We start from the raw sequence: 20,929 nt of genomic DNA, 5'->3' as shown, positions 1-20,929 counted from the left end.
TACAAACCTCCACTCCTTCTGTATAAGATTGTTCATTTATAATACTATTATAAAATCTAATAAGAGTAAATCATCGAACAAATGAACCTAAAAAAGATCAGCCCCCTAGCCCCCAATCATGGGGGGACTATCGCTCGCCACTGGGCAACCCTTCCCATTTAGGGGAAGGATGAGCAATAGCTTCAGGGCTGGTAGGGCTTTGGAAAGGGTCTGCGCCAGAAAAGCACTGGCTTGATCTTACGAGGCTTCAGGAAAGAGATTTGCGCAAGAACACCGCAAACTCTCCCCCTCCGCCCCCTTCTCCAAAGATGTTAGCTATCTTTTTGATTCGGTTTTCTTCCTAAAAATTAGTAGTTGTAAAGGGCTGAATTGACACGTTCCCTTTCGATGTTCAGCTTCTTTTTTCCCTGATTAAAATAGTCTAACTCCTCTTGGGAGAAATCATCTTCTCCCCCCACTCCTTGCCATAACCATTTGTCATACTCCCTTTCTGTCATTTCTAACCATAGTGAGTATTGAAATAATAGCTCTCTATTGTTTATCCGGAAATCTATTTTTTGCTTATTCATAGGGAAGCCTCCTTTTACTCAATCTCTTTCAGTAGCTTCAAAGCTAACCAAACAAAAATTTCCTTTGTCTACCACATGCTTTGGATGTTTGATTCCATCGTTGTCATCACGAAAAGCAACTGTGTTGATATTCAATTCCCATGATATATAACATCAAGGTTGCCACCGTTTAAATACGGTTGAGTAAAATTAAAAGTGATGAATTCACCATTTGAGAGCTTCACTGATAACGTGTGATTCGTTTTTTGACTCAGGTCAATACATGTATGCTGGCACTTTGCGCTATAAACTGGATAGCCTAACTCCTGTGCTGTGGACGAATTTCCAGTGTGGATAAAAGTTTTTTCTGTAAGGTTCATGATTTTGTTCCTCCTAAGTTGTTATCCTATATCTAAATTATACATTAAAACAAAATAAAAATCAACTATAAAATTAATATTTAATAAAGAAAAACGGACATCCTAACCGATTGGCTAAGTTGTCCGTACTGGTTCAACCATCTCCCCATGATGACAATGCCCACAGTATTCCCAACCAACAGAGGTTCTTTTAAGAGTTGAATAGGTATCTCTACCATTCACATGGCTGTAAGGTTCGCCCACTTGGATGAGATAGGGTGAATCATAAGCAGGAGGCAAGCAATTTTCAAAATCGTCCTTGATCTCATCGGCTACTAAGTCACCAACTTGTAAGGGTTCCTCCTCTGTTACATTTGTGTATGTTCTAAATGGAGTACCATTATAATCCCCAGTAATTCTCGCGCTATGTAGCCTAATTGCTTTGAGCGCCTCCTCTCTTGTCGGGAATCTTTCTACATCTACTATATGTGTGAAAGACATCTTTCCATTTGTATAATGGGCTATCTCAAAATTTTCACCTGGGTACCAACATTCTTCCATCTCGATTAGTGAAAAACTATGTACTTCGTTAACTTTTACCATTTCTCTACTGATTACCATATATATCATCCTCCAGAGGGTTTGTAGTGTGTAACGCTTGTCGTGGCGTAACCTTCCGGTTCGTGGTGGCTCGCCCTCTAAACTTAGGGGGGTCTTGGCTCACTCCGCTCAAAGCGATGTCTTAACCTTATATATTTATTATACATTAAAACAAAATAAAAATCAACTATAAAATTTATTTAACCCATCTATTTTTGGGTAGATGGGTTAAAGTTTGTTTGTTATGCAACTAGTTTGGAGAGCAATCTACTTGCAGTTCGTTCTATCTCTGTTCGACTATCTGTATCGAGAGTTTGAGCCGCCAAGGTAAGCGATTGGACAACATGAAAGGCGGTGTTTCCTTGCTCTCTGGCAAAAGAATCTTGAATGGTATTCGTGAATTTTTGGCTGTATTTATTATCATTTGCCAATTTTTTGATTATTGCTAGTGGGTTTTCTACTTCGGTTTCTTTCGCTTTTAGTAACTCGTTAATCATTGACTCGCCTAACTGGATTGCTTGCCCAACTGCTTCCAGGACTCTTGTGTAGATTTCGTTATGCCGTAGATGGATATGTCTTTGTTGGAAGGCATCCCCATTTTTCCGCCATCCCATCAGACCATTCGTGCATATTTGTCGGTATACCATAGGACTGATTCGTATAGAGCTTTTTCCAACCTCTGAGTTCATTAAATGGAAGCCGACAAGGTGAGTGTCTGGATTACCATTTTCCAGCTTTCCAACACTAGTTGTTAAATCAGGGAATGTGATTCGTAGGTGACAGCCTGAATCATCTCGATTCCACATTTCGATTTTATACTCGGCACCGGATTTTTTCAGTATTTCATTCAGAACATCCAATATATCTAAGTCGTCAAAGGGTACATACTTGTCACTCATTAAGCCTCTTACTACTCCATGTTTCATTGTTCGTAACATCCAATCTGTATCAGGTTCAAGCTTTTGCATCCAGTGAGCAGCGTTGATTGATCTCAATTCTGGAGGGCATGATTTGAAGTATCTTGATGGAATATTTAACCGCTGTGCAAACTGACCTGTTGACCAATCATTTAGGGAATATCCATTAATCCGGTTATACCGATCGTATAGTAATCCATCTTCCCTATAAGTAAGATCCGAAGCCGAGATAATAAGGTCTTCTTTCTGGGTATCTTCTGTTTCTAAACCTTTTAGGATTTGTTGTAGTCTGTTAGCACTTGTTGTTGTAAGCATATATCAATCATCTCCTTGTTAACTTATACTTTTATTATACATTAAAACAAAATATATATCAACTATAAAATTTATATTCTTTATTTTAATGTAGAATTACTTCATGTCTCCAGTAGCTCGTTAGTGAATCTATTTATAAATTATAGTGTTGACTAATATTTTGTTTTAATGTATAATAGAGATATAAAGGAGGTTGAGGACACATGATAATCAAGGCTCGTGAGTGGCTGATGAAAAGTGATGAGGAAAAACTTCAATTCGTACAAGATTTGGCTCATCAGACTAAATGTAAAAATGTCCTTCGGTTCATCAAGATTCAGAGAGTTTCTTAAGGAGATGAATTAAATGTCAATATTATCAGGTTTTCATCATTGTTGCTTATGTCATAAGTCGGAAATAGAGCAAGGTGAAACTCTCTTTTCAAGTAGATTCTTAGACCAAGGCATGGTTCGCTACTGGATGTCACCGACCATGAAGGATTACTACTTTTGTGATGAGTGTTTAGATGGTGCGAAAGGAAGTTCACGATCAGAGCAAGCCGAGAACTTGGCTAGAATGAATGAGCGTAAGTTAAGAGTCTTTGTAGACTATGAAGACTATGGAGATTATGAAGACGACGAAGTGTAAAAGCTCCTTACGAATTTACACCACACGGTCAACGGGGAGGTGATACGAATGAGATTAGTGACTTGTCCGAGATGTCAAAAGGCTGTTCGGACTTCAGCCCCAGTTGGCAACAAGTACGCAGGCATTTGTTCTAACTGTGTCACTAGAGACGATGAAATGGAAATCCGAGAGATGCAGGCACAGTTGATTTTAGAGCGATCAAAGCAATCTTAGGGAGGATTGGATATGAAGAAATGTAACGAATGTCCTGAACCTGCTACGCATTGTCTTGAGTCTCACAATGGCCTTAAAAGCCGATCTTATGTGTGTTGGGATTGTCTGAAGCCTTACCACAATTACTCCGATCAAACGGTTAGATGTTTGTCTGACGGTAAGAAAGTGAACCCTGCGACATGTCAAATGTGCGGTAACTCTCCAAGAAACTACTTGTGGGAGGAAAAGCCCAGGAAAGATGGAGGAATCGATTTTCATTGCCGCAACTGTGGGAATCTGATTGGCTCTTATATTTTGGAGTAGCCAACAAAAGTTGCTGAACTGGAGGATGAATTGTAATGGGGAAATTGATTCAACTGGAGTCGGTTCGGGCAGTCAAAGAGCTTCTGAAGATCAACTCTCCAGAAGCTCTATACAGGTGGTATTGCAAATATGGTGATCTGATCCGACAATCAGATCACCCTTCTATCCTACCACAAGTAGGAGCGAGAAAAAAATGATTGATGTATCACGATTCGTCCAGATCGAACTTTTCCTTCTAGACGGAAGCCGTTTCTATATCAATCCGGATTGCCTTCCCGATCAGCTGGAAGAGAACCCGATGACAACAAAATTTGGGACAACTTGGATCGCTGTTACATGTGGTGATTGTCAGCACTTGAACCAATCTACTTGTAGAATGAGTAGTCAAAAGCATTGTACAGACTGGCAAGCTTGCGGTTTGTTTTCGCTGAAAATTTGACTTTTTATAAAAAAATCGTCGACGAGGGGTCTTCTAAGAGATTTTAGCCTCTCTCGACTTACAAAACGTCAGTAATGAATACAACAGCATTCTCGCTTCCCTCCTCTGCCTACACTACCTGCGAATTTCTGTGATTTGCCCTGAATCAGAGGAGGTTGAGCCGAGAGAGAGGGGACATTTCCTTGATCAAATTTTCAATGAGTCCAATGAAAAATATGAGAGAAGTTTGGCGAGACATTCCTCATTATGAGGATTTATATATGGTAAGTAGTTTGGGAGAAGTGATGAGGAAGCATAGAGTCGGAACAGATCGTTACGGTAATCGTCGGGTCTTTCCGTCAATGATTCTTAGATCAAACCCCATTCGTCGAGGCGGTCCATTGTATGTAACGCTTCATCGAGATGGACAGGGCGAACGACATTACGTTCATCGGTTGGTTGCCTTCAGTTTTTGGGAGGAAGCAATTCGAGATCCCGATTATCCAGTCGGTCATCTTGATCGGGATAAGGAGAACAATCGCTTGGATAACCTATCCTTCTATCTTACAAGAGAAGACTTCATACAAAGTCCCATCATGGAAAAAAAGCTAATTCAGGAGCTGTCAGCTCCCTCCTCCCTTCTATCTCCTGATGATGAGGAATTCATCCGACATATATGTCGTCCTGGATCAAAGGAGTTTGGAATGGCTGTTCTAGCTAGAGAATACGGAGTCGAGACCAAAACTATCAAGCAGATACTAGAGGAGGCTGAATTCGATGTCCAACCATGCATCATCCGGTGAAATGAGAGATTGGCTTGATTTCATGGAAAACGCAAAAATGTACACAAAACGAATCGAGCATGCAGAAGGAATCATCTCACAGCCTCCAGAGACATTGAAAGATAAATTAATCCTTAATCGGGACGAGGCTGCGTGTTTGGAGTGCAAGAAGCGAATGGGGAAAATCATTGTTCCACAAGGAAGGTACTGCGTAAAATGTTGGTTTGAGCAGCACCTGCTAGAGAGCGAAATTGAGAGAGAACGAGCTGTCCGAACAAAAGGGCGATTGTTAGGAAAGCTAACCCTAGCCAATGGAGAAGAAATTCCTTTTCTATGGAATCATAAAGTGGACTATCACAAGGTGTTCCGTTACTACAAGTCTGAAAAGAGCTGTCTTGTGGTGGCTGGTATGGTGGGTCAACTCAAGTATATCCCTACAGAGATCGTTGTCTCTTTAGGGGTGCGAGGGTATGGGCAGAAGGGTGAGGAATGAATGATGAGCTGGCGGCACTGGCTATCTAGTTTTTTTGAAGATGATGGTGAGGATGATTGGGCCAACTTAAACAAACCTCCTGAACGTCGCTACCAGGTGAATGAGAAACACAACACTTTTTCTATTACCGTCAATCATGATGTAATGGATATTCGCACCTATGAAGATAAATTTTGCTATGAGTGTGGAACAAAGCCCTACACCCATGTCATGAATCAGCATGGATACTGCGAAGAATGTAGCCGCCGAACTGAAGTGATTGAGAGAGAGCTAGAGATTGCCGACTACATGGAGGCTTATATGATTGGATACTTTATCACATCCAAAGATCCTATATTTTTTGTTTGGAAACCTGGAGTAGATTACGGTCGTATCTATGCGAGGAAGTTTTCACTCAAACAAGTTATGAGAGTGATCGGCCTTGATGGGACTCTCATTTCAGTTAATACCTTGTACACAATCAGAATGGAACGCAAGCAAGATGTTTATATGTTGTTTGATTCCGAGCATATAAACAGCATTGATGGTGATGATCGTTCGTACTTTTGATTTTGATTAGGGTGATGGGGATTATGTTTCCCCCTCTTTCCGACTATAAAGGAGATGAGTGGATTGTATACTACGGTGTTTATTTTCATATTGATCATTTTAGCGTTAGGTATTGGAATTGGAAATGAGTGGGGTTTTAAAGGGGTCATTATTGCTAGTATTGCGGTCTTTTGTTTCTTTATGATGTTGGCTGTTCAAGCATATTACAGCGGTAAGATGGCTTTAGCTCTAGGTCTGGATATCATTGATAGCTTTACTATTAGGATACTGTCATTTCTGCTCTATCTGTTTATTTGGTACTGTTTGTATATATTATTTAAACGTAAAGTATCTAAAGTAATATCGCAGCTATTTAAAACAAAGCAACAAAAGCTTCTTGACGAATGGAAAAAGAAATACTGATTTACCCTTTGGAGAACAAAGTAGGAGGACGATTTAAAATGGTAGATATGATCAAAATCGTATTTCTGTTCATGCTTATTACTTCGTGGCTTGTATTAGCATTAGGGGAAGGAATGAATAGGAAAGAAAAAATAGTTGTGGGTATCATAAGTAGTTTCTTTTTAATTATAACTATTCTGTTCATTTGGGGTGTGTTTTTTATAATCAGAGACATGGAACTAGATGATGGAATGTTTATCGGTATGCTAATTTCTGGTGTTTATCTGGGTGGTTGCACCTATCTATTTTTTTTGATTGAGCGAAAAGCCTTGGAAGAACAAGAGAAAGAGAAGCAGAGACTTCTTGATAAATGGAAGAAATACTGATTGAGGATATGAAAATGTTATAAAATTGAATACACTGTAGAAGAAATGGGGGTATTTCACATACCTCCTCTTCCCTTCTCACGGATCAGATAAAAGGAAGTGTTAGACAACATGATTATGGAGATCATAGGGATATTAGTGAAGGTTTTCCTAGCTATTTTTGCAATATTGTTTACCTTAGTTGTTGTGGTATTGGGAGTTTTAGCAGGTGTAGATACAATAGCTGATCTTAAGGAGCGAAGACGGAGAAAAGAATTGATCTTTGCAATTCTCCTTCTACCATTTTGTTTGATTACTCTTATGGGGATCGTCTTTATGTTTGTAAATCCGTCATTGTCAGGTCTCATGTTTTTAGGATTAACAGGGCAAGGCATCCTATTTGTGGGCATGAAAAAATTGTATGGGTGGACATAGTTTACATAATCTAGTTAAATCATTTTATAAGTAAAGATGGAAGGAGATATAGATGGTGAAAAAATTTGCCTTGGATGAATCTAAACTCACGTTTGCGCCATTTCGAGAGTGGTTCGAAAAACAAAAACTGGAGCACCAACTGACCCAAGAAGATATACGACAAAAACTCACCTTTGGAATTGGTGACTCACAACTTACGTTTGCGCCATTTCGAGAGTGGTTTAAATCGAAGAAGCTTACGACAATGCATCTCCAAGAGAATACGCAATTCTCATATGGTACCATTCATAAAATTTTGAAGGATGATTTTCCTTTTTATACAGATACCATTGATAGGCTATTAATATATGCAGAAAATATGGGATATGAATTACCCCTTAATCAGCTGATACGTAACAAAACGAAAGAGGAAATGAAAGGGCTTTCTGTACGAGATAATCATACGTTATTGGAACCAGTATCAACCGAAACCATTTTTAAGGTCTGGATGGATGTTTTTCCGATCAGGACTGACATGATTGAGAAACTGATGCTCCTGTTTGACTTAAAATTAGAAGAGGTTGTGCAGATCAAAGACCATTTTCAGCCTGCTACAATTGATATTCAGCCTGCTACAATTGACATACAGTTATCCAAGCCTAAGCCAATTGATTACAGTCCCGAATGCACACAACTCACCTTTGCACCGTTCCGAGAGTGGTTCGAATCGGTAGATCCGCCTATAAAAAAGAAGGATATACGAGAAAAAAGTAACTTTGCAATTGGTGACTCACAACTCACCCTAGCCCCATTCCGAGAGTGGCTTGAATCACAAAAGCTAACAAATCAGGATCTCCAAGAGAAGTGTCGATTTTCCTGGACAACAGTACATAGTATTCGAGATGATAATTTTCCTATCCGTACTGACACCATTGATAAGTTGTTTTTGTATGCAGCGAGTATGGGATATAACTTATCCCTTCATCAAGTGATTCGGAAGAAAACACCAGCAGAAATGAAAGGTCTTTCTGTAGCTGATTATCAACAAAAGTCAGCAGAAATCTCCCTTCCAATGATCTCAAAAATTTGGAATGACAAATTCCCAGTGACAACGGGTCTGATTGAAAAACTGATGTTCATGTTTGATTTAGATCTAGAACAGGTTGTTCGTAAGAAGGACACTCCCTCTGAAACAAAATAAAGGCATAAGCGGTTTACTATCGACAAGACTAGTAACTGCTTATGCCTTTTCCTGTTCCCCCACCAATCACACTCATTCTGTATCCTCTTGCTGTTCTCGCTTGCCTTTATTTTTCCGACTAAATAAGGAGAAAAATCCTCGCTTCGACTTCTTTTTTAATTCTTGATGGATATTCTCTAACTCTTTTTGATGAGCATAGGCTACGGATTTCGTCTCATATAGTTCCTTTTGGAGTGATTGGATTTCCGCCTGCATCATTTGTTGTTGTCGGTTTGATGAGGCTTGGTTCTCCATTTGCATTTGTTGTTGTTTTTCTAATGAGGCTTGCAATAACTGTTTCACGTCTTGTTTGAACTGTTTCACGTCTTGGCTGATGTCGTATAGAGATTGGCCTAAAGGAACCAGTGAATTCCCTTCTGGAACTAGGAAGAATGCATGATGATTTTTCCCTAAATGATCTTCGATTTGTTCTCGTGTCCATTTGTTGTTTGATAATTTCCGGATCTCTTTGATCACATGGATCGAATCTTCATGGATATAGTAGAATCGACCTGGCTTCTTCATTTGAATAAAATGACCGTATGTATTGATGTATCCAGAAAGTGTACGCTGCGGAATTCCTGTTAACTCAATGATTTGATTGACAGTCAGCCATTCTTTCGGTAAGTTTTCTTTCACCCTACTCACCTCCCTCTTTTCACCCACCCTTAATCAATTCTAGATAGTAGCTATACTTTCCTTGATTTATCTATCATGGCTGCAATTGCATATTGTAAATTAATGACTATCATAGTTGTAGAATCATAGCAGTAGCTATATAGTGACCCGACTTAAATACACGTAAAATAAGGCTTTTTTATAGCGATCAACTAAATAGTAGCTACGACACTTAGTGTTTTTTATTTTACCTATATATAATAGCTGTGTAGCAGTGGCTATATAGTAGCTACTATATAAATAGTGTTGTAGCATTGCTGGAGCAATATAAATAATAATGAAAATCATGAACCGAAGAAAAAATAGTGAATTTAACAACAAGTAAATACTTGAAATATTGCTCCAGCAATGCTACAGTAATAATAAGAATTTTATAATAAAAAATAGGGGAGATTTGAACTATGTATACAGAAAGAATTTTGGTTTCGGTAGATACTGGTAGATCTGGTGGAAAAACGATTGATCACGAAATGAAAACAGCTTTTGTTCCCAGTAGATTTAAGAAAGGGAAAATGCGCAAGTTAATTGGGAAATTGACAGATTATGCGCCTAGTGACATTGATTTTAAATATTATGGTAAGGATGGACAAATCAATGAAGAACCTGAACATTGGTTTATCGGCGAACTAGCACAAAAAGAGTCAGACATTTCCACGTCTGTGTGGTCTCAAAGTAAAGCAGATCCAAAGACTCTATACTTGATTCTTGCGAGTTTATACCGTGCCGGATATCATTCAGGCCGATTTACAGTGGTTACACTGATCCCATACTCCACCTTTGATGATGAAGAGATTGAAGCTTTGAAGAAGCTTGTGGAGGGGAATCACTCTCTTGAGATTAATGGAGTGGCCTTCAATTACAACATTGAGGAACTTCTTCTTATGCCTGAAACGATTTCTGCGTATTACGGACTTCCTGTGGAATGGACAGAAGGTAAATACGTTTACATAGTAGACGTAGGGGCACGGACAATGACACTAGCTGCTATTGATCCAAGCGGTGAACTGATCGAGGCAAGGACTGAAACGGTTCCGGTTGGTTTAGAGACTGAAAAATTCGATGATGATTATGAACTTGTTGAATTCATTGTTGACAAAATGAATCAGTTGAACTGGGATGAGCCAGCAAGAAAAGGAGTACTAGTACCCATCGGAGGCAATTACAAAAGTATTGGAAAAGTACTTTGTGAGATACAACCTGACCAACAGTCACAAGGGAAGCTAATTAATGAGATCGGTATTCTCCAAGCCTCTGATTTAGGTCTGTACGAACCAAAACGTCGTGATGATGCTGGTCGGTTTGCAAATGCATTGGGCGCATATATGGTGGCCAAGGAAGCTCTGGTTACGGAAGAAGTGTGATGGTCATTATAGGGAACGGAGGGAAGAGGAATGGTGAAAAATCGAACAACTAGCCAGAAAGCCAATCACCAGATGACAATTAATCAATTAGATCCATATGACAAAGCAATTCATGATTTTGTTGAGCAGCATGGAGCAGTGAATAAGAGTCAATTTCTTAAAAGATGTGTTGAATTTTATATGGTTTGCCATACTGGACGGCTTCCTGGTGGACAAGTTACTCTACCATTCTTTTTCGCTCCTCAATTACCAATGAACCCACACCCTATATATCCGGTAAGTGAGGTCAGTCAAATTGAGCAGGAAGAGCCGAGCAAGGATGCAGAGGACGAAGCCAAGAAAAAAAGGGCCGGTTCTTCATCTGCCAGACAGTGGTTGAAAAAGTAGATTGAGACCTATTCTAAAGTGAGGGGATAGAAAGATGGAGCAATCTAATGACATGCTTATGGCTGTTTGTCGTAAGAAAGGATCAAAACAAAACATATTCATTGTGTTTGAAAGGGGATCTAAGCCAGATATCCCGAATGATTGCGAGGTTTTTGCTTATGATAGCAACAAGGTAATAGATTGGCATCATTATAAGCCTAATAACGGTGTATTAAATAGCATAAAGAATCTATTCAAACGAGATGAAGCGCAAGAGGAAATTGCAGTAGCAGATACGATGTCTGAGGAAGAGAAGATGGAGAAGACCAAACAAAGAAATATCAGTGGTCCACTAATCAAAAGATAGCTAACTCTTTGGAGAAGGGGGCAGAGGGGAAGAGTTTGCGGTGTTCTTGCGCAAATCTCTTTCCTGTAGCCTCTTTAGATCAAGCCAGTGCTTTTCTGGCGCAGACCCTTTCCAAATCCCTACCAGCCCCAAAGCTATTGCTTATCCTTCCCCCTAATGGGAAGGGGTGCCCAGTGGCGAGCGATAGTCCCCCCATGATTGGGGGCTAGGGGGCTGATAATCAATTCAAATTTGAGGTTTTGCGGGGTGATTTAAGTGAAAAGAATTTTGAATAGGCTACAGAATTGGTGGTATTACTGTGGCTATGATGAGGAAAAAGACCCTAACTTTAGCCATATCTATACAGGTGATTACTGTCATCCATACGATGATAAAGAGTATGTACAACAATTGAGAGAAGAAGAGTATGCCAGACAAGAACAGCAAGCAAAAGAGATCGAAGCATTTTACAATGAACAAGACGAGTTAAGACGTGAATGGAACGGATTTTAATAGATTGTCCTGTTTAAGACACGATTCCCATCCCCTGTATCTCTTCTCTTAATGGGAAGGGGGCAGGGGGCAGGGGGCTGATTTTTTAGGCTAGGTGCTTGTACTTCTTTAAATAGTTTTCAGCTGAAACCTCAATCAGAAAAGAAATGCTAATCGGCGAGTTTTTAACTTCTTTATATAGGAATTTTGGAAGCATAGTTAGATATCGTGCTTTCTTTTCTTCTTTTGAGATGGTTATATTGGCTAGAAATTCTGTGCTGGAGAAATGTTCGTTAAATAGAATATCAAAAACTAGAAATTGCACAGTAAGGCGGTATTTTTTTATGTATTTCCCCATTTTCTTTTTCAGCTTTGGATTTAAAAAAAACGCAGTCTGTTCCGGGATGAAGTCATCCTGAGTTAAGGCTTCACCCGTTTTTTTTTTAAGCTTTTGGGGAAGTAGTTCGATATGGTAGGAGAGCAACCAACCCAGAAATTCATTTCTGTATGAGGTAAACTCAGGTACGTTCTTTCTCGCTTTCTCGATGGCATCAAATGTACTATTCGCTGTATGTAGGGGGAGATTATCAGGGAGTAAATCTCTTGATTTCATGGTCTCCATGATTTCGCGTAATTTATTTACGGAAATCTCGTTTTTAATCAGTGCATCGTAGAGTATAAAGGAAACTAGCTTAGATCGAGTTGTTTGCATTTTAGCAGTGTAGGTACTTAAAAGCTTATTTGCTTTTGGGGTTAAGCGATAGGATATCCTGGTATAATCTTTCTTGCTCATGGCTGTCCGTCCTTCCAATTATAGGTTCTAGTTTTAAAATCTCCTTAATGTACTCCTTTTAAAATATTACAATAAGTTCGATGCAGATACCTTTACTCGTCTGAGGATTTTATATTACTATTATAAATGAACAATTAGTAACATATACACAGAGAGGAAGAAAAGATAATGTCAAAGATTGGTCAGCAGATTGAAAATGGTGTTTCACAAGTTGTTGATGAGTTTGTACGAGCAATCTTTCGTAGAAATGAGCGGATGCAACTAGAAGAAAAAAAGCTTCTAGAGTTACATAATCAGACGATTGATACTCTTGAAAGACAATTAACATCAGAGTTAAAAGAGCAAAATCTTGTCGTTCATCCTACTGGTAACGATCCGCAAGTGGGAGAGGGATCGAAAAATCATAATGAACCAGTAATTGAGAGAATTGTAAAAGAGGAAAATAATGTACTACAGAATCATAATGGAGAGTCGGTTCATAAACAAGTTGTAACTGATATGAAAAAGGATTTAGAGCAAGATCTTTATAACAAGAGCTTTGTTTTAGAAAGAGCAGAGGGGCCGCTGCACTTCAAAGAAATAAATGCCGGAAATATTGTTTTTACGGATCGTGAACAGAAAGAAATAATAGTGGAGCCGAAAGATTTGAATGTTAGTTTGGAATTAAGAGGACGTTTAGAAGCGTTACAGTATTACCGTTCGTTAAGTCAGTCGGATGTCCTGAAAACGCTTAAAGAAGTTCAAAAAGTCGCAAAACGAGATGGGCGACCAGTGGAGGAAGTATATCGAGAGAAGTTACAGCAGAAGATAGAGCTGTCGATCTCACGCTCCAGGGAAACTCTATTAAAACAAGCTTCCATAACAAGCGGCGAGATTGGGAATATTAAAGGGAAGCTAAGGAGTGCAGAAAGGACAGTAAATGAGAAGATCGGGATGTTGGAAAATGTTCGTTTAGAGGGGAAGATAGGGAAAGAAGAATATCAAACGCTCAAGAAGCAGCTGGAAGGAAAAAAAGAGAGGATAGCCGGTCAGCTGAAGCAACTAGAAGGGGCGGAGAAAAAGCTAGAGATTCAAGTGAAAAATGATCTACAAGCTCAGTATCCAAACATGGAGGTTAGCAAGCTATCTCTAGCTGAATCGGTAGCGGTGGGGATAGCAGCTGAAAGGGTGACTGAGAAGGGAATTGAAAAATTGAAGGAATATGCTAGTAGTCAAAAGGAGGACAGTCTCCTAAAGACATTGGAAAAGTCTACTAAACAAGTCGAGGTGGTGGTAGAACAGACGATTGAGAGAGAAGTGTTCACACGATAAAAAATAGAGATTCCTGGGGCTTAAATGCTGTCGGGAATCTCTATTTTTTATGCTCATTCATCGGAAGAGGAAGGAGGGTTTAATGATTCATCATTTTTGACTATTGGCCCATATTTATATCCTACTTTTAAGGCATCCTCTTTCGTTGTTACCCCGAACGTCTTCATGAAAATTGCTCCCATTTCAATTTTCTTTTTTGTGTCTTGCTTTCTTTTTTCTTCCGAAATTTGATGCTGTGTTTTTTTCGCTTTTTTCTTGGCAGTGACTACCTTCTTTTTTGCATTTTCAATATCTTTCATATCTTCTTCGAGTTGTATATATAATCGCTCAAGTTTACTTTGTTTTTTTGATTCCTTATTCATTTGTTCATCCATTTTTCTTGCCTCCAAACCCCAATCAAATTAGATACTTTAAGTTCATAATAGAAAAATTTTACTTCAAGGTCAAGCTAAGTGACATCAAACAGTTTTCGGGGTATAATATCCCTGTAGTACTTTGACAGGGCGCACTTATACATTGCTATGCAATGTCGTGCGAACCGATCTCTGGATCGGTGGTTTTAAAAATCTCAATTTCGCTGTTCGCTACATGACCATTTTTAAAATTTGTTTTTCCCGCAGGGGCTTATATATAGATTGCAGTTTACAGATTCGATTTTTGAAAATATGGGAGGTGTGAAAGTTGGCTATCTATCATCTATCAATGCAAATAGTGTCTAGAGGAAAAGGGCAAAATGCAGTCGCTATGGCTGCATATCGTTCGGGTGAGAAACTATTAGATGAGGAATCTGGAGAAGTGAAAAACTACCGACGACTCACACCTCCCGAATCTTTTATTATGGCTCCTAATCATGCTCCTATTTGGGTATATGATCGAGAGCGACTTTGGAATGAAGTTGAAAAAGCAGAAAAGCGAATTGACTCTCAACTTGCTCGTGAAATGAATATAGCTTTGCCTAGAGAGCTTACTAATGAGGAACAAAGAACTCTTGTAGAAGAGTTCGTAAAGGATACGTTTATTTCGCAAGGAATGATAGCTGATGTAGCGATTCACAGGGATGATGTAAACAATCCTCATTTCCATGTAATGCTTACCATGCGTGATATTTCGGAAAGTGGATTTGGCTTGAAAAATCGGAGCTGGAATCCACAGTTCGCCAATAGGGGGAAATCACATTCCTTTGATGGGAGAGGTTTCGTAAAGGATTCCGATTCGTTGGTGGATGCTCGTGGACAGTGGTCTAACTATGCGAATCGTGCTTTAGAACGTGCTGGTTTTTCAACTCGAATTGACCATAGAAGCTATGCAAAGCAAGGATTGGATCTAGTTCCAACAAAGCATATAGGCTCATCCGATCATTTGAGGGAGAAGAAAGCTTTAGAAGAATCATCCATGTCAGGGAAAGAGTATCGTCCTGTTACAAAATATGGACGTTTGAATGAGCGAATTAAAAAGCTTAACCAGAAGATAGCAAAGGAAATCCAACAAGGCGAAGCAATTATTATTTCCCTAGAGAAAAAAATCCAAGAGCGCAAGTCAGATCTCCGTTATCAACTAGAGCGATCTGGAAAATGGGGTCAACTCAATGATGTAGAGAAGACATCAATCGTTTTCGTTCAAAAACGAATGAAACAGGATGTCAATTTAGGTGTGGCATTGGAATGTCGTTCATCTATTGAACGTTGGGAGAGAGTACTTGCTAAGAAGGAAGTGGAGTTAAGAGAGGAAGTATCTAACCTAAAAAGAGCCAAAGAGTTATATCAAAACTCCCAAAATCGAGAAGAAACTTCTGACCAATTAGCTAAGTTTGGTTTCACTTTTGATGACTTCCGAAATGAGCTTAAGCAACGTGCATCTCTTGTCAAACAAGAGATGGATAAGATAAACAAACAAAAGGGATATGTTCAAGAGGGGCTTGAAATGACAAACACGGCCATCCAGACATTCTCGCATCTGGTGAAGGAAGAAGCGAAGGTGATCTATGCTCAAGCGGATCATGATCAGTTGCTTAAATACGATCCGATAGAGATTCATCGGTTAGTAGATCACCATAATAAAACAGGATTAGTAGTCCCGATTAATCAAATTGAAGCCTTCTTAAAAGATAGAAGACAGCCAGAAAAAGAAAAGACGGTACCTGTAATCGAGCAATATCAGAAGCTGGTTAAAGACAATCGCTTCCTCATTAACTGGCAGCGGAAGTTGAAAGAAAGAGAAAAGGAAGTAACCCCAATCAAAATAAGTGATCCCAAGACTTTTGCAAAAACGATGGGTGAAATTACAAAGGAACGTCGCATTATTGCGGAACGACTGAAAAAGCTCAAAACAACGCTCTCCATAGTCGATAAGTTGATGATTGAGGAGGCTAAGAAACAATACCCTGGCGAGGCTTGGATAGAATCAGTAGATCCAAAAACGGCTAGGCAATTACTGATCTTGAATGAACAAGAGGGTCGGGTTGTATCTCAAAATGAGATTTTGGATAGAACGATGGAGCGAAATTCAAGGGAATTGTCATCCCAACCAGTGCAGAGTACATCCGATGTATTCGTTAATGAATTGGCGCAAGGGATTCGCTCTCTGTTAGCGGATACTAGAAATGGTAAGTCAGATCTGGATCGTGCAGCGGAAGAACAGAAACGTCGATCCAAAAGAAGTCGAGACCGTGGATCTGGACGAGGGCGTTAAGGAAAATAGAGGAGATGAGGCGAATGTTGACACGTTTAAAAGAGACAAAGAGACAGGTGGTAGGAGCCATTCTCTTTGCGATGATTGGTATATCTATTGTCGAATGGATAATAGGAACAGCTATTGTATGGACTCCACGAACCAGTCAGATTGAATCATTTGATACTATTTGGGCGGAGATGAAGCATCCGATTGAAATTTTTCGAAGTGCTTTAAACGAATCCCCATTTGTTTCCTTTCAATTTATCGTTCCGATTTTGTTTATTCTCTTTACTGTAAAGATCTATGGAGTACTAGTGGGGAAAGGGAAGTATCGGACAGATGCATCTTACGGAGCCTATGGTACTGCCACTCTTGCAACTCCATCCGAAGTATTTAATGATCGTGAATTTGTTAAAAAGACTTGGCGTAAATCTCCTAATGAAAATCTTATGAACCGCTCCGGCTTGATTTTTGGGCTTATGAACAATCGCCCTGTGATACTTCATGAAGAAACCGATATTCCTAACCGCAATGTTTTCATCATCGGTTCGCCAGGATCAGGTAAAACTCAATCGTATATTCTGACCAACATTATCCATGAAACCGAAAGAAGTATAGTAGTCACAGATCCGAAAGCTGAAATCCTTGAAAAAACAGCACGTTTGAAAATGGAGCAAGGATATGATGTGAAAGTGATCAACTTTAAAGAGATGACGGTTTCGGATAGATATAATCCGATTGATTATATTGACAAGGAGATTGAGGCAGAACGAGTCGCAACTACGATTGTAATGAATGCACAGGTGAGTAATCAGAAAAATCCTGATTTCTGGGCACGAGCTGAAGTGGCCCTCTTGAAAACCCTTTTGCTTTATGTCAAAAAAGAGTGTCCAGAGAATGCGACTATGGCAAAGGTAAAGGAAATTCTGACAGAGCAAGGAAGAACTCCAGAAGAAATGGATGAATTCTTTGATCGATTAGAGCGTGATCATCCAGCCTATCAAGCCTATCTGATTGTAAGAATGGCCGATGATAAAGTGAGAGCAAGCATTTTTATATCACTGGGTATCACTCTATCGAAATTCGATCCAGCCGATGTGCGTAAGTTTATGGAAACTAGTGACTTTAAATTAGACGACATTGGTAGGAAAAAGATGATAGTGTATTGTGTTCTACCAGTGGCTGACCCAACCTGGGAACCGCTGATTAGCACATTTTTTACACAGATGTTTCAAAGGCTTTACGACGTAGCAGATCATAACTTTAGTAAACTTCCTGTGAAAGTAAATCTAATGCTAGATGAATTCCCGAACTTAGGTACAATACCTGGTTATGAAGAGATCTTAGCTACGTGTCGGGGTTATGGGATTAGTAGTAGTACCATAGTCCAGTCGATCGGCCAGCTCATTTCAAAATATAGCAAAGAAAAAGCGGATGCAATTATTGGGAACTGTTCATTACGGTATCTACTGGGTGTTGGAGATAAGTTAACGGCTGAATATTTCTCGCACCTCATTGGAAAAACAACAGTCGAAACAAGATCCTCATCATCATCAAAAAATAGTCGTGGAGGCAGTGATTCCACTTCTCTTAATTACAGCGCACGTAGTTTGTACACACCGGATGAGTTAACACGTTTGAACAAGAAAGAAGGAATTCTTCTAGTTGTCGGAATGAATGTGATCAAGCTTAATAAAGTGTTTCAGTTTGAATTTTTCAAGGGAATATTGAGTGAGGGTACGGAGATAAGTCGATTTGATTTTCTGAGAGAGAGAGATGGATTACCAGAACCAAGAATGACTCTTGAGGATATGATTGATTTTGGCGAAACAGTTGAGCCACTTTCGTTCATGGATCAGCTCAAGCATGATATGAATCAGATGGACGAGATGATTGAGGGCACAGGGGAACAAATTGAGGAAGTTGTTCCTGCTATCCATGAACTGGTTTCGGGTTTATCAGTTGCCGTTTCTAATCTGGATGGAGTTGAGGATGAAGCAGTCAAGGAAGAAAGTGAAATGGATGAGGAGATTAATTCGGAGGAAGTAGATCAACAGTTAGATGAGCTGCATGGTGACATTGAAGTTGCTCATCAAAATGTAGAGGAAGAAGCAGTAGAAATGGATCTATTTGACTCCATAGAGGACGAAGATATGGATTTGGAGTTGGATTCTTTATTAGAAGATGTTGAAGATGAAGAGAAAACGAAAGTTAACACATAATTGCAACTCTTGCGTTGTTCATTTATAATATAAATATGTAAAGGGGTGTGTGAAATATGGAAACAAAACCATCATGTTCTACTTGGAATGAAAGTGAAGTTACCCAGAATGAAATCATACTTGGCATCCTGGGGGAGGGAAAAGAAACTTTATATATACCGTATAAAGTTTGGGTTGATAAAATCTACGCTGGTGATGAAAGTACAGATTTTTGGAGCCAATGTGAAGCAATGCTACTGACAGAAGTGATGAAACATCTGTCAAAAAGAGAAGAGATCCATACATTTGAAGAAATGAAATCAGCTTTAATTCGATGGAATAAACCGGATAGTGTTGAACGATTGTCATTTATCACTTCGGACAGATTTAATGAATTACTGGATGCTAAATCGAAAGAAACAGTTCTGCTTGGTCTCAACATTAGGCTACAAAAATTCCTCTTAGGATAGGTGATACATATATGTCATTGACACTTGTAGATCAAAATGAGTTAGAAAAGACATCAGGATTGCTTTTAGGATGGGATGAAACATACTCCAAGTTTGTTGTGTTAGATGAGAGTTATCCTAGTAATACCATGATTGTGGGGAAAGCAGCTTCTGGTAAAACTACCTCGTATGTGATTCCTAACATCATATTTGAACAAGAGAAGTCTATTGTGTTTTTTGGATCTAAAAAAGAAGTCTATGATGCAACCAAAGAAAAGAAAATCGAACAAGGTTATCGGGTTGCATCGTTTGACTTCAACGATGGTTATGATTTCGAAGATCCGAAGCAAGTGAAGGAAATCTTCAAGGAAATTGTGAAGGAGTCAAGAAGCGAAAAAGTAGTCTATTATATTGGAATGCCTATCGATCAAGATGTGTTTACAAAAGAATCGATAGTAACTGTTTATAAAGAGCTTCTAGATTTTGAGGAAGACACTTCATCAGTAGGTAATGCTGTTCATCTTATTTTTGACGACAGCAATCTATATATGGATTACGACTTGTTAAGTGAAATTGTACATGTATGTCGGTCATATAAGGTGCAAGTTAGTCTAGTAATCCCAACTTTACACTTGGTACCAGAGGACAAAATCTTAGCTTTATTGGGCGGCTTTCAACAACATGTTATTACTGGTTTACAGGGTACTGAAAAAGAGATTCAACTCTATAAGAGTCTTGTTGGAGTGACCGTATCTCAAGGTGCTGATGGTAAATTGATTACAGTGGAACAGGATCAATGTCTCCAATCTATATCTAGTGGGAAAAGTGTATTGATCCAGCTAGGTAGCAGTAAGATGGTTGAGGTCTCCCAGATTTATTTGATTTGAGGGAGGTGATATAAAGTATGAATGAGTTATCCAGAAGTGGATAGCTCAGTTAAATCAGAAAGGGAGATGGATTATTTGAATCAACAAAAATTGATAAGACTCAAAGAAGATTTCAGAAAGAACTATAAGAAGATCGGGATGTCCCTTGCAGCGGTTTCGCTGGTTGCAATTGCAGCCACTGGATGTTCAAGTGGAAAAGATGCATCACCGACTGATTCAAAACCGAATCAAAATCAGGAAGTAGCTACAACGCAAACGCAAACACCAACTCCTTCTAATGTAGAGGTGGAAGCAAAACCTGATGATTCAGATGAAAAAAATGTTGCATTAACAGAGGATGATTTCAGACAGATCGAGGAACGAGTTGATCATGTGAAATCAGACGATCTCTCTAATCATGTTGCTGTTGCTCTAGGAAAGATGGATGACAATGTTCCATCTCGTGATCAGAACATAGCCATAGCAAAGGTGGATCAAACACCGAAAGTTGATACTACTCAAGGAGATGTGCTTGCCTTTGGTGGTAATCAGTCAACCGAGTCACCTGATCTACAAACGTTGGTTTTTGATCCACCAACAAAAGATGTACCAGTCGAAACGAAACCACCAATTCAACCAATCGAACGGCCTCCAGTTGTTGTTATAGATAAACCAGTCGATAAACCAACAGGCAAAGATAAGCCGAAAGATAAGCCAACAGATCCTCCAGTAGTGGTAGTAGTTGAGCCACCAGTCATTACTGTGACAGAACCGACAGGTAATACTACAGTAGTCTTTGATCCTAAGCCAGTAGACAAGCCAGCAGATAAACCAACTACTGGCGATAAGCCGAAAGAGGACAAGCCAGCAGA

The 20,929-nt window shown here is 39.3% G+C and carries 27 protein-coding genes and 1 pseudogene; 22 read left to right on the top strand and 6 right to left on the bottom strand.

Annotation, left to right across the window (positions count from 1 at the left end; genetic code table 11):
* Positions 1 to 347: 347 nt before the first annotated feature.
* From BT147_RS13435 to BT147_RS13420, 3 genes are all read right to left on the bottom strand, one after another.
* Entirely contained in the window at positions 348 to 569 is a 222-nt protein-coding gene (locus BT147_RS13435) for a hypothetical protein (protein ID WP_072336402.1), read from the bottom strand.
* A gap of 473 nt (positions 570 to 1,042) precedes the next feature.
* Entirely contained in the window at positions 1,043 to 1,528 is a 486-nt protein-coding gene (locus BT147_RS15905) for a hypothetical protein (protein WP_286119513.1), read from the bottom strand.
* 221 nt (positions 1,529 to 1,749) lie between these two features.
* Positions 1,750 to 2,739 (bottom strand): DUF932 domain-containing protein, encoded by a 990-nt coding sequence (locus BT147_RS13420; protein ID WP_072336397.1) that lies wholly within the window; start codon positions 2,737 to 2,739, stop codon positions 1,750 to 1,752.
* Positions 2,740 to 2,942: 203 nt separating this feature from the next.
* Between BT147_RS13420 and BT147_RS15900 the strand changes: the two genes are divergently transcribed.
* From BT147_RS15900 to BT147_RS13370, 12 genes are all read left to right on the top strand, one after another.
* Positions 2,943 to 3,071: a hypothetical protein gene (locus tag BT147_RS15900; protein ID WP_286119510.1), complete on the top strand. Its 129-nt coding sequence runs from the start codon at positions 2,943 to 2,945 to the stop codon at positions 3,069 to 3,071.
* Between the two features lie 13 nt (positions 3,072 to 3,084).
* Positions 3,085 to 3,366 carry a hypothetical protein gene (locus tag BT147_RS13415; protein ID WP_072336394.1) on the top strand — a complete coding sequence of 94 codons (282 nt, stop codon included), beginning with the start codon at positions 3,085 to 3,087 and terminating at the stop codon, positions 3,364 to 3,366.
* 48 nt (positions 3,367 to 3,414) lie between these two features.
* Positions 3,415 to 3,579 carry a hypothetical protein gene (locus tag BT147_RS15640; RefSeq protein WP_177239837.1) on the top strand — a complete coding sequence of 55 codons (165 nt, stop codon included), beginning with the start codon at positions 3,415 to 3,417 and terminating at the stop codon, positions 3,577 to 3,579.
* A 338-nt stretch (positions 3,580 to 3,917) separates the two neighbouring features.
* Positions 3,918 to 4,079 carry a hypothetical protein gene (locus BT147_RS15635; RefSeq protein ID WP_177239835.1) on the top strand — a complete coding sequence of 54 codons (162 nt, stop codon included), beginning with the start codon at positions 3,918 to 3,920 and terminating at the stop codon, positions 4,077 to 4,079.
* Entirely contained in the window at positions 4,076 to 4,321 is a 246-nt protein-coding gene (locus BT147_RS13405) for a hypothetical protein (protein WP_072336389.1), read from the top strand. Before BT147_RS15635 ends, BT147_RS13405 begins: the two co-directional genes overlap by 4 nt.
* 182 nt (positions 4,322 to 4,503) lie before the next feature.
* Positions 4,504 to 5,103 carry an NUMOD4 domain-containing protein gene (locus BT147_RS13400; RefSeq protein ID WP_072336385.1) on the top strand — a complete coding sequence of 200 codons (600 nt, stop codon included), beginning with the start codon at positions 4,504 to 4,506 and terminating at the stop codon, positions 5,101 to 5,103.
* Positions 5,078 to 5,575, top strand: coding sequence for a hypothetical protein (locus BT147_RS13395; protein ID WP_072336382.1), 498 nt, complete (start codon positions 5,078 to 5,080; stop codon positions 5,573 to 5,575). The genes BT147_RS13400 and BT147_RS13395 overlap by 26 nt, the downstream gene beginning before the upstream one ends.
* The gene (locus BT147_RS13390; RefSeq protein WP_072336380.1) at positions 5,576 to 6,124 is read left to right on the top strand and encodes a hypothetical protein; all 549 of its coding nucleotides are present in this window, start codon (positions 5,576 to 5,578) and stop codon (positions 6,122 to 6,124) included. It begins immediately after the preceding gene.
* A 63-nt stretch (positions 6,125 to 6,187) separates the two neighbouring features.
* Positions 6,188 to 6,526: a hypothetical protein gene (locus BT147_RS13385; RefSeq protein ID WP_072336377.1), complete on the top strand. Its 339-nt coding sequence runs from the start codon at positions 6,188 to 6,190 to the stop codon at positions 6,524 to 6,526.
* A gap of 38 nt (positions 6,527 to 6,564) precedes the next feature.
* Positions 6,565 to 6,891 carry a hypothetical protein gene (locus BT147_RS13380; protein ID WP_072336374.1) on the top strand — a complete coding sequence of 109 codons (327 nt, stop codon included), beginning with the start codon at positions 6,565 to 6,567 and terminating at the stop codon, positions 6,889 to 6,891.
* Between the two features lie 111 nt (positions 6,892 to 7,002).
* The gene (locus BT147_RS13375) at positions 7,003 to 7,305 is read left to right on the top strand and encodes a hypothetical protein (protein ID WP_072336371.1); all 303 of its coding nucleotides are present in this window, start codon (positions 7,003 to 7,005) and stop codon (positions 7,303 to 7,305) included.
* Positions 7,306 to 7,360: 55 nt separating this feature from the next.
* Positions 7,361 to 8,485 carry a hypothetical protein gene (locus tag BT147_RS13370; protein WP_143188013.1) on the top strand — a complete coding sequence of 375 codons (1,125 nt, stop codon included), beginning with the start codon at positions 7,361 to 7,363 and terminating at the stop codon, positions 8,483 to 8,485.
* A 72-nt stretch (positions 8,486 to 8,557) separates the two neighbouring features.
* On the opposite strand, the gene BT147_RS13365 is transcribed toward BT147_RS13370, so the two are convergent.
* The gene (locus BT147_RS13365) at positions 8,558 to 9,163 is read right to left on the bottom strand and encodes a MerR family transcriptional regulator (RefSeq protein WP_072336365.1); all 606 of its coding nucleotides are present in this window, start codon (positions 9,161 to 9,163) and stop codon (positions 8,558 to 8,560) included.
* A 440-nt stretch (positions 9,164 to 9,603) separates the two neighbouring features.
* On the opposite strand from BT147_RS13365, the gene BT147_RS13360 reads away from it, so the two are divergent.
* From BT147_RS13360 to BT147_RS13345, 4 genes are all read left to right on the top strand, one after another.
* Positions 9,604 to 10,563, top strand: a complete 960-nt coding sequence (locus BT147_RS13360) for a ParM/StbA family protein (RefSeq protein WP_072336362.1) — start codon at positions 9,604 to 9,606, stop codon at positions 10,561 to 10,563.
* A gap of 30 nt (positions 10,564 to 10,593) precedes the next feature.
* A complete protein-coding gene (locus tag BT147_RS13355; protein ID WP_072336359.1) occupies positions 10,594 to 10,950 on the top strand; it encodes a hypothetical protein in 357 nt (118 codons plus the stop codon).
* Positions 10,951 to 10,984: 34 nt separating this feature from the next.
* Positions 10,985 to 11,296 carry a hypothetical protein gene (locus BT147_RS13350; protein ID WP_072336356.1) on the top strand — a complete coding sequence of 104 codons (312 nt, stop codon included), beginning with the start codon at positions 10,985 to 10,987 and terminating at the stop codon, positions 11,294 to 11,296.
* A 255-nt stretch (positions 11,297 to 11,551) separates the two neighbouring features.
* Positions 11,552 to 11,788, top strand: coding sequence for a hypothetical protein (locus BT147_RS13345; protein WP_072336353.1), 237 nt, complete (start codon positions 11,552 to 11,554; stop codon positions 11,786 to 11,788).
* Between the two features lie 85 nt (positions 11,789 to 11,873).
* On the opposite strand, the gene BT147_RS13340 is transcribed toward BT147_RS13345, so the two are convergent.
* Positions 11,874 to 12,560: a hypothetical protein gene (locus tag BT147_RS13340; RefSeq protein WP_072336350.1), complete on the bottom strand. Its 687-nt coding sequence runs from the start codon at positions 12,558 to 12,560 to the stop codon at positions 11,874 to 11,876.
* 168 nt (positions 12,561 to 12,728) lie between these two features.
* On the opposite strand from BT147_RS13340, the gene BT147_RS13335 reads away from it, so the two are divergent.
* On the top strand, positions 12,729 to 13,871 hold the full coding sequence (locus tag BT147_RS13335) for a hypothetical protein (protein ID WP_072336347.1): 1,143 nt from the start codon (positions 12,729 to 12,731) through the stop codon (positions 13,869 to 13,871).
* A gap of 53 nt (positions 13,872 to 13,924) precedes the next feature.
* Here BT147_RS13335 and BT147_RS13330 read toward each other — a convergent pair whose 3' ends face one another.
* Positions 13,925 to 14,245, bottom strand: a complete 321-nt coding sequence (locus BT147_RS13330) for a hypothetical protein (protein ID WP_072336344.1) — start codon at positions 14,243 to 14,245, stop codon at positions 13,925 to 13,927.
* Positions 14,246 to 14,552: 307 nt separating this feature from the next.
* On the opposite strand from BT147_RS13330, the gene mobQ reads away from it, so the two are divergent.
* The 5 genes and pseudogenes from mobQ to BT147_RS13305 all read left to right on the top strand — a co-directional run.
* Entirely contained in the window at positions 14,553 to 16,559 is a 2,007-nt protein-coding gene (mobQ, locus tag BT147_RS13325) for a MobQ family relaxase (protein ID WP_072336341.1), read from the top strand.
* Between the two features lie 23 nt (positions 16,560 to 16,582).
* On the top strand, positions 16,583 to 18,763 hold the full coding sequence (locus BT147_RS13320; RefSeq protein ID WP_072336338.1) for a VirD4-like conjugal transfer protein, CD1115 family: 2,181 nt from the start codon (positions 16,583 to 16,585) through the stop codon (positions 18,761 to 18,763).
* A gap of 56 nt (positions 18,764 to 18,819) precedes the next feature.
* Positions 18,820 to 19,212: a hypothetical protein gene (locus BT147_RS13315; RefSeq protein WP_072336335.1), complete on the top strand. Its 393-nt coding sequence runs from the start codon at positions 18,820 to 18,822 to the stop codon at positions 19,210 to 19,212.
* 11 nt (positions 19,213 to 19,223) lie between these two features.
* A complete protein-coding gene (locus BT147_RS13310) occupies positions 19,224 to 20,078 on the top strand; it encodes a type IV secretory system conjugative DNA transfer family protein (RefSeq protein WP_072336332.1) in 855 nt (284 codons plus the stop codon).
* A gap of 75 nt (positions 20,079 to 20,153) precedes the next feature.
* Positions 20,154 to 20,929, top strand: a pseudogene (locus BT147_RS13305) (hypothetical protein); the annotation flags it as partial.

It is taken from the genome of Thermoactinomyces sp. DSM 45891 (assembly GCF_900119485.1).
Classification (GTDB): domain Bacteria; phylum Bacillota; class Bacilli; order Thermoactinomycetales; family Thermoactinomycetaceae; genus Baia.
This window is presented reverse-complemented; position numbering and strand designations above follow the sequence as displayed.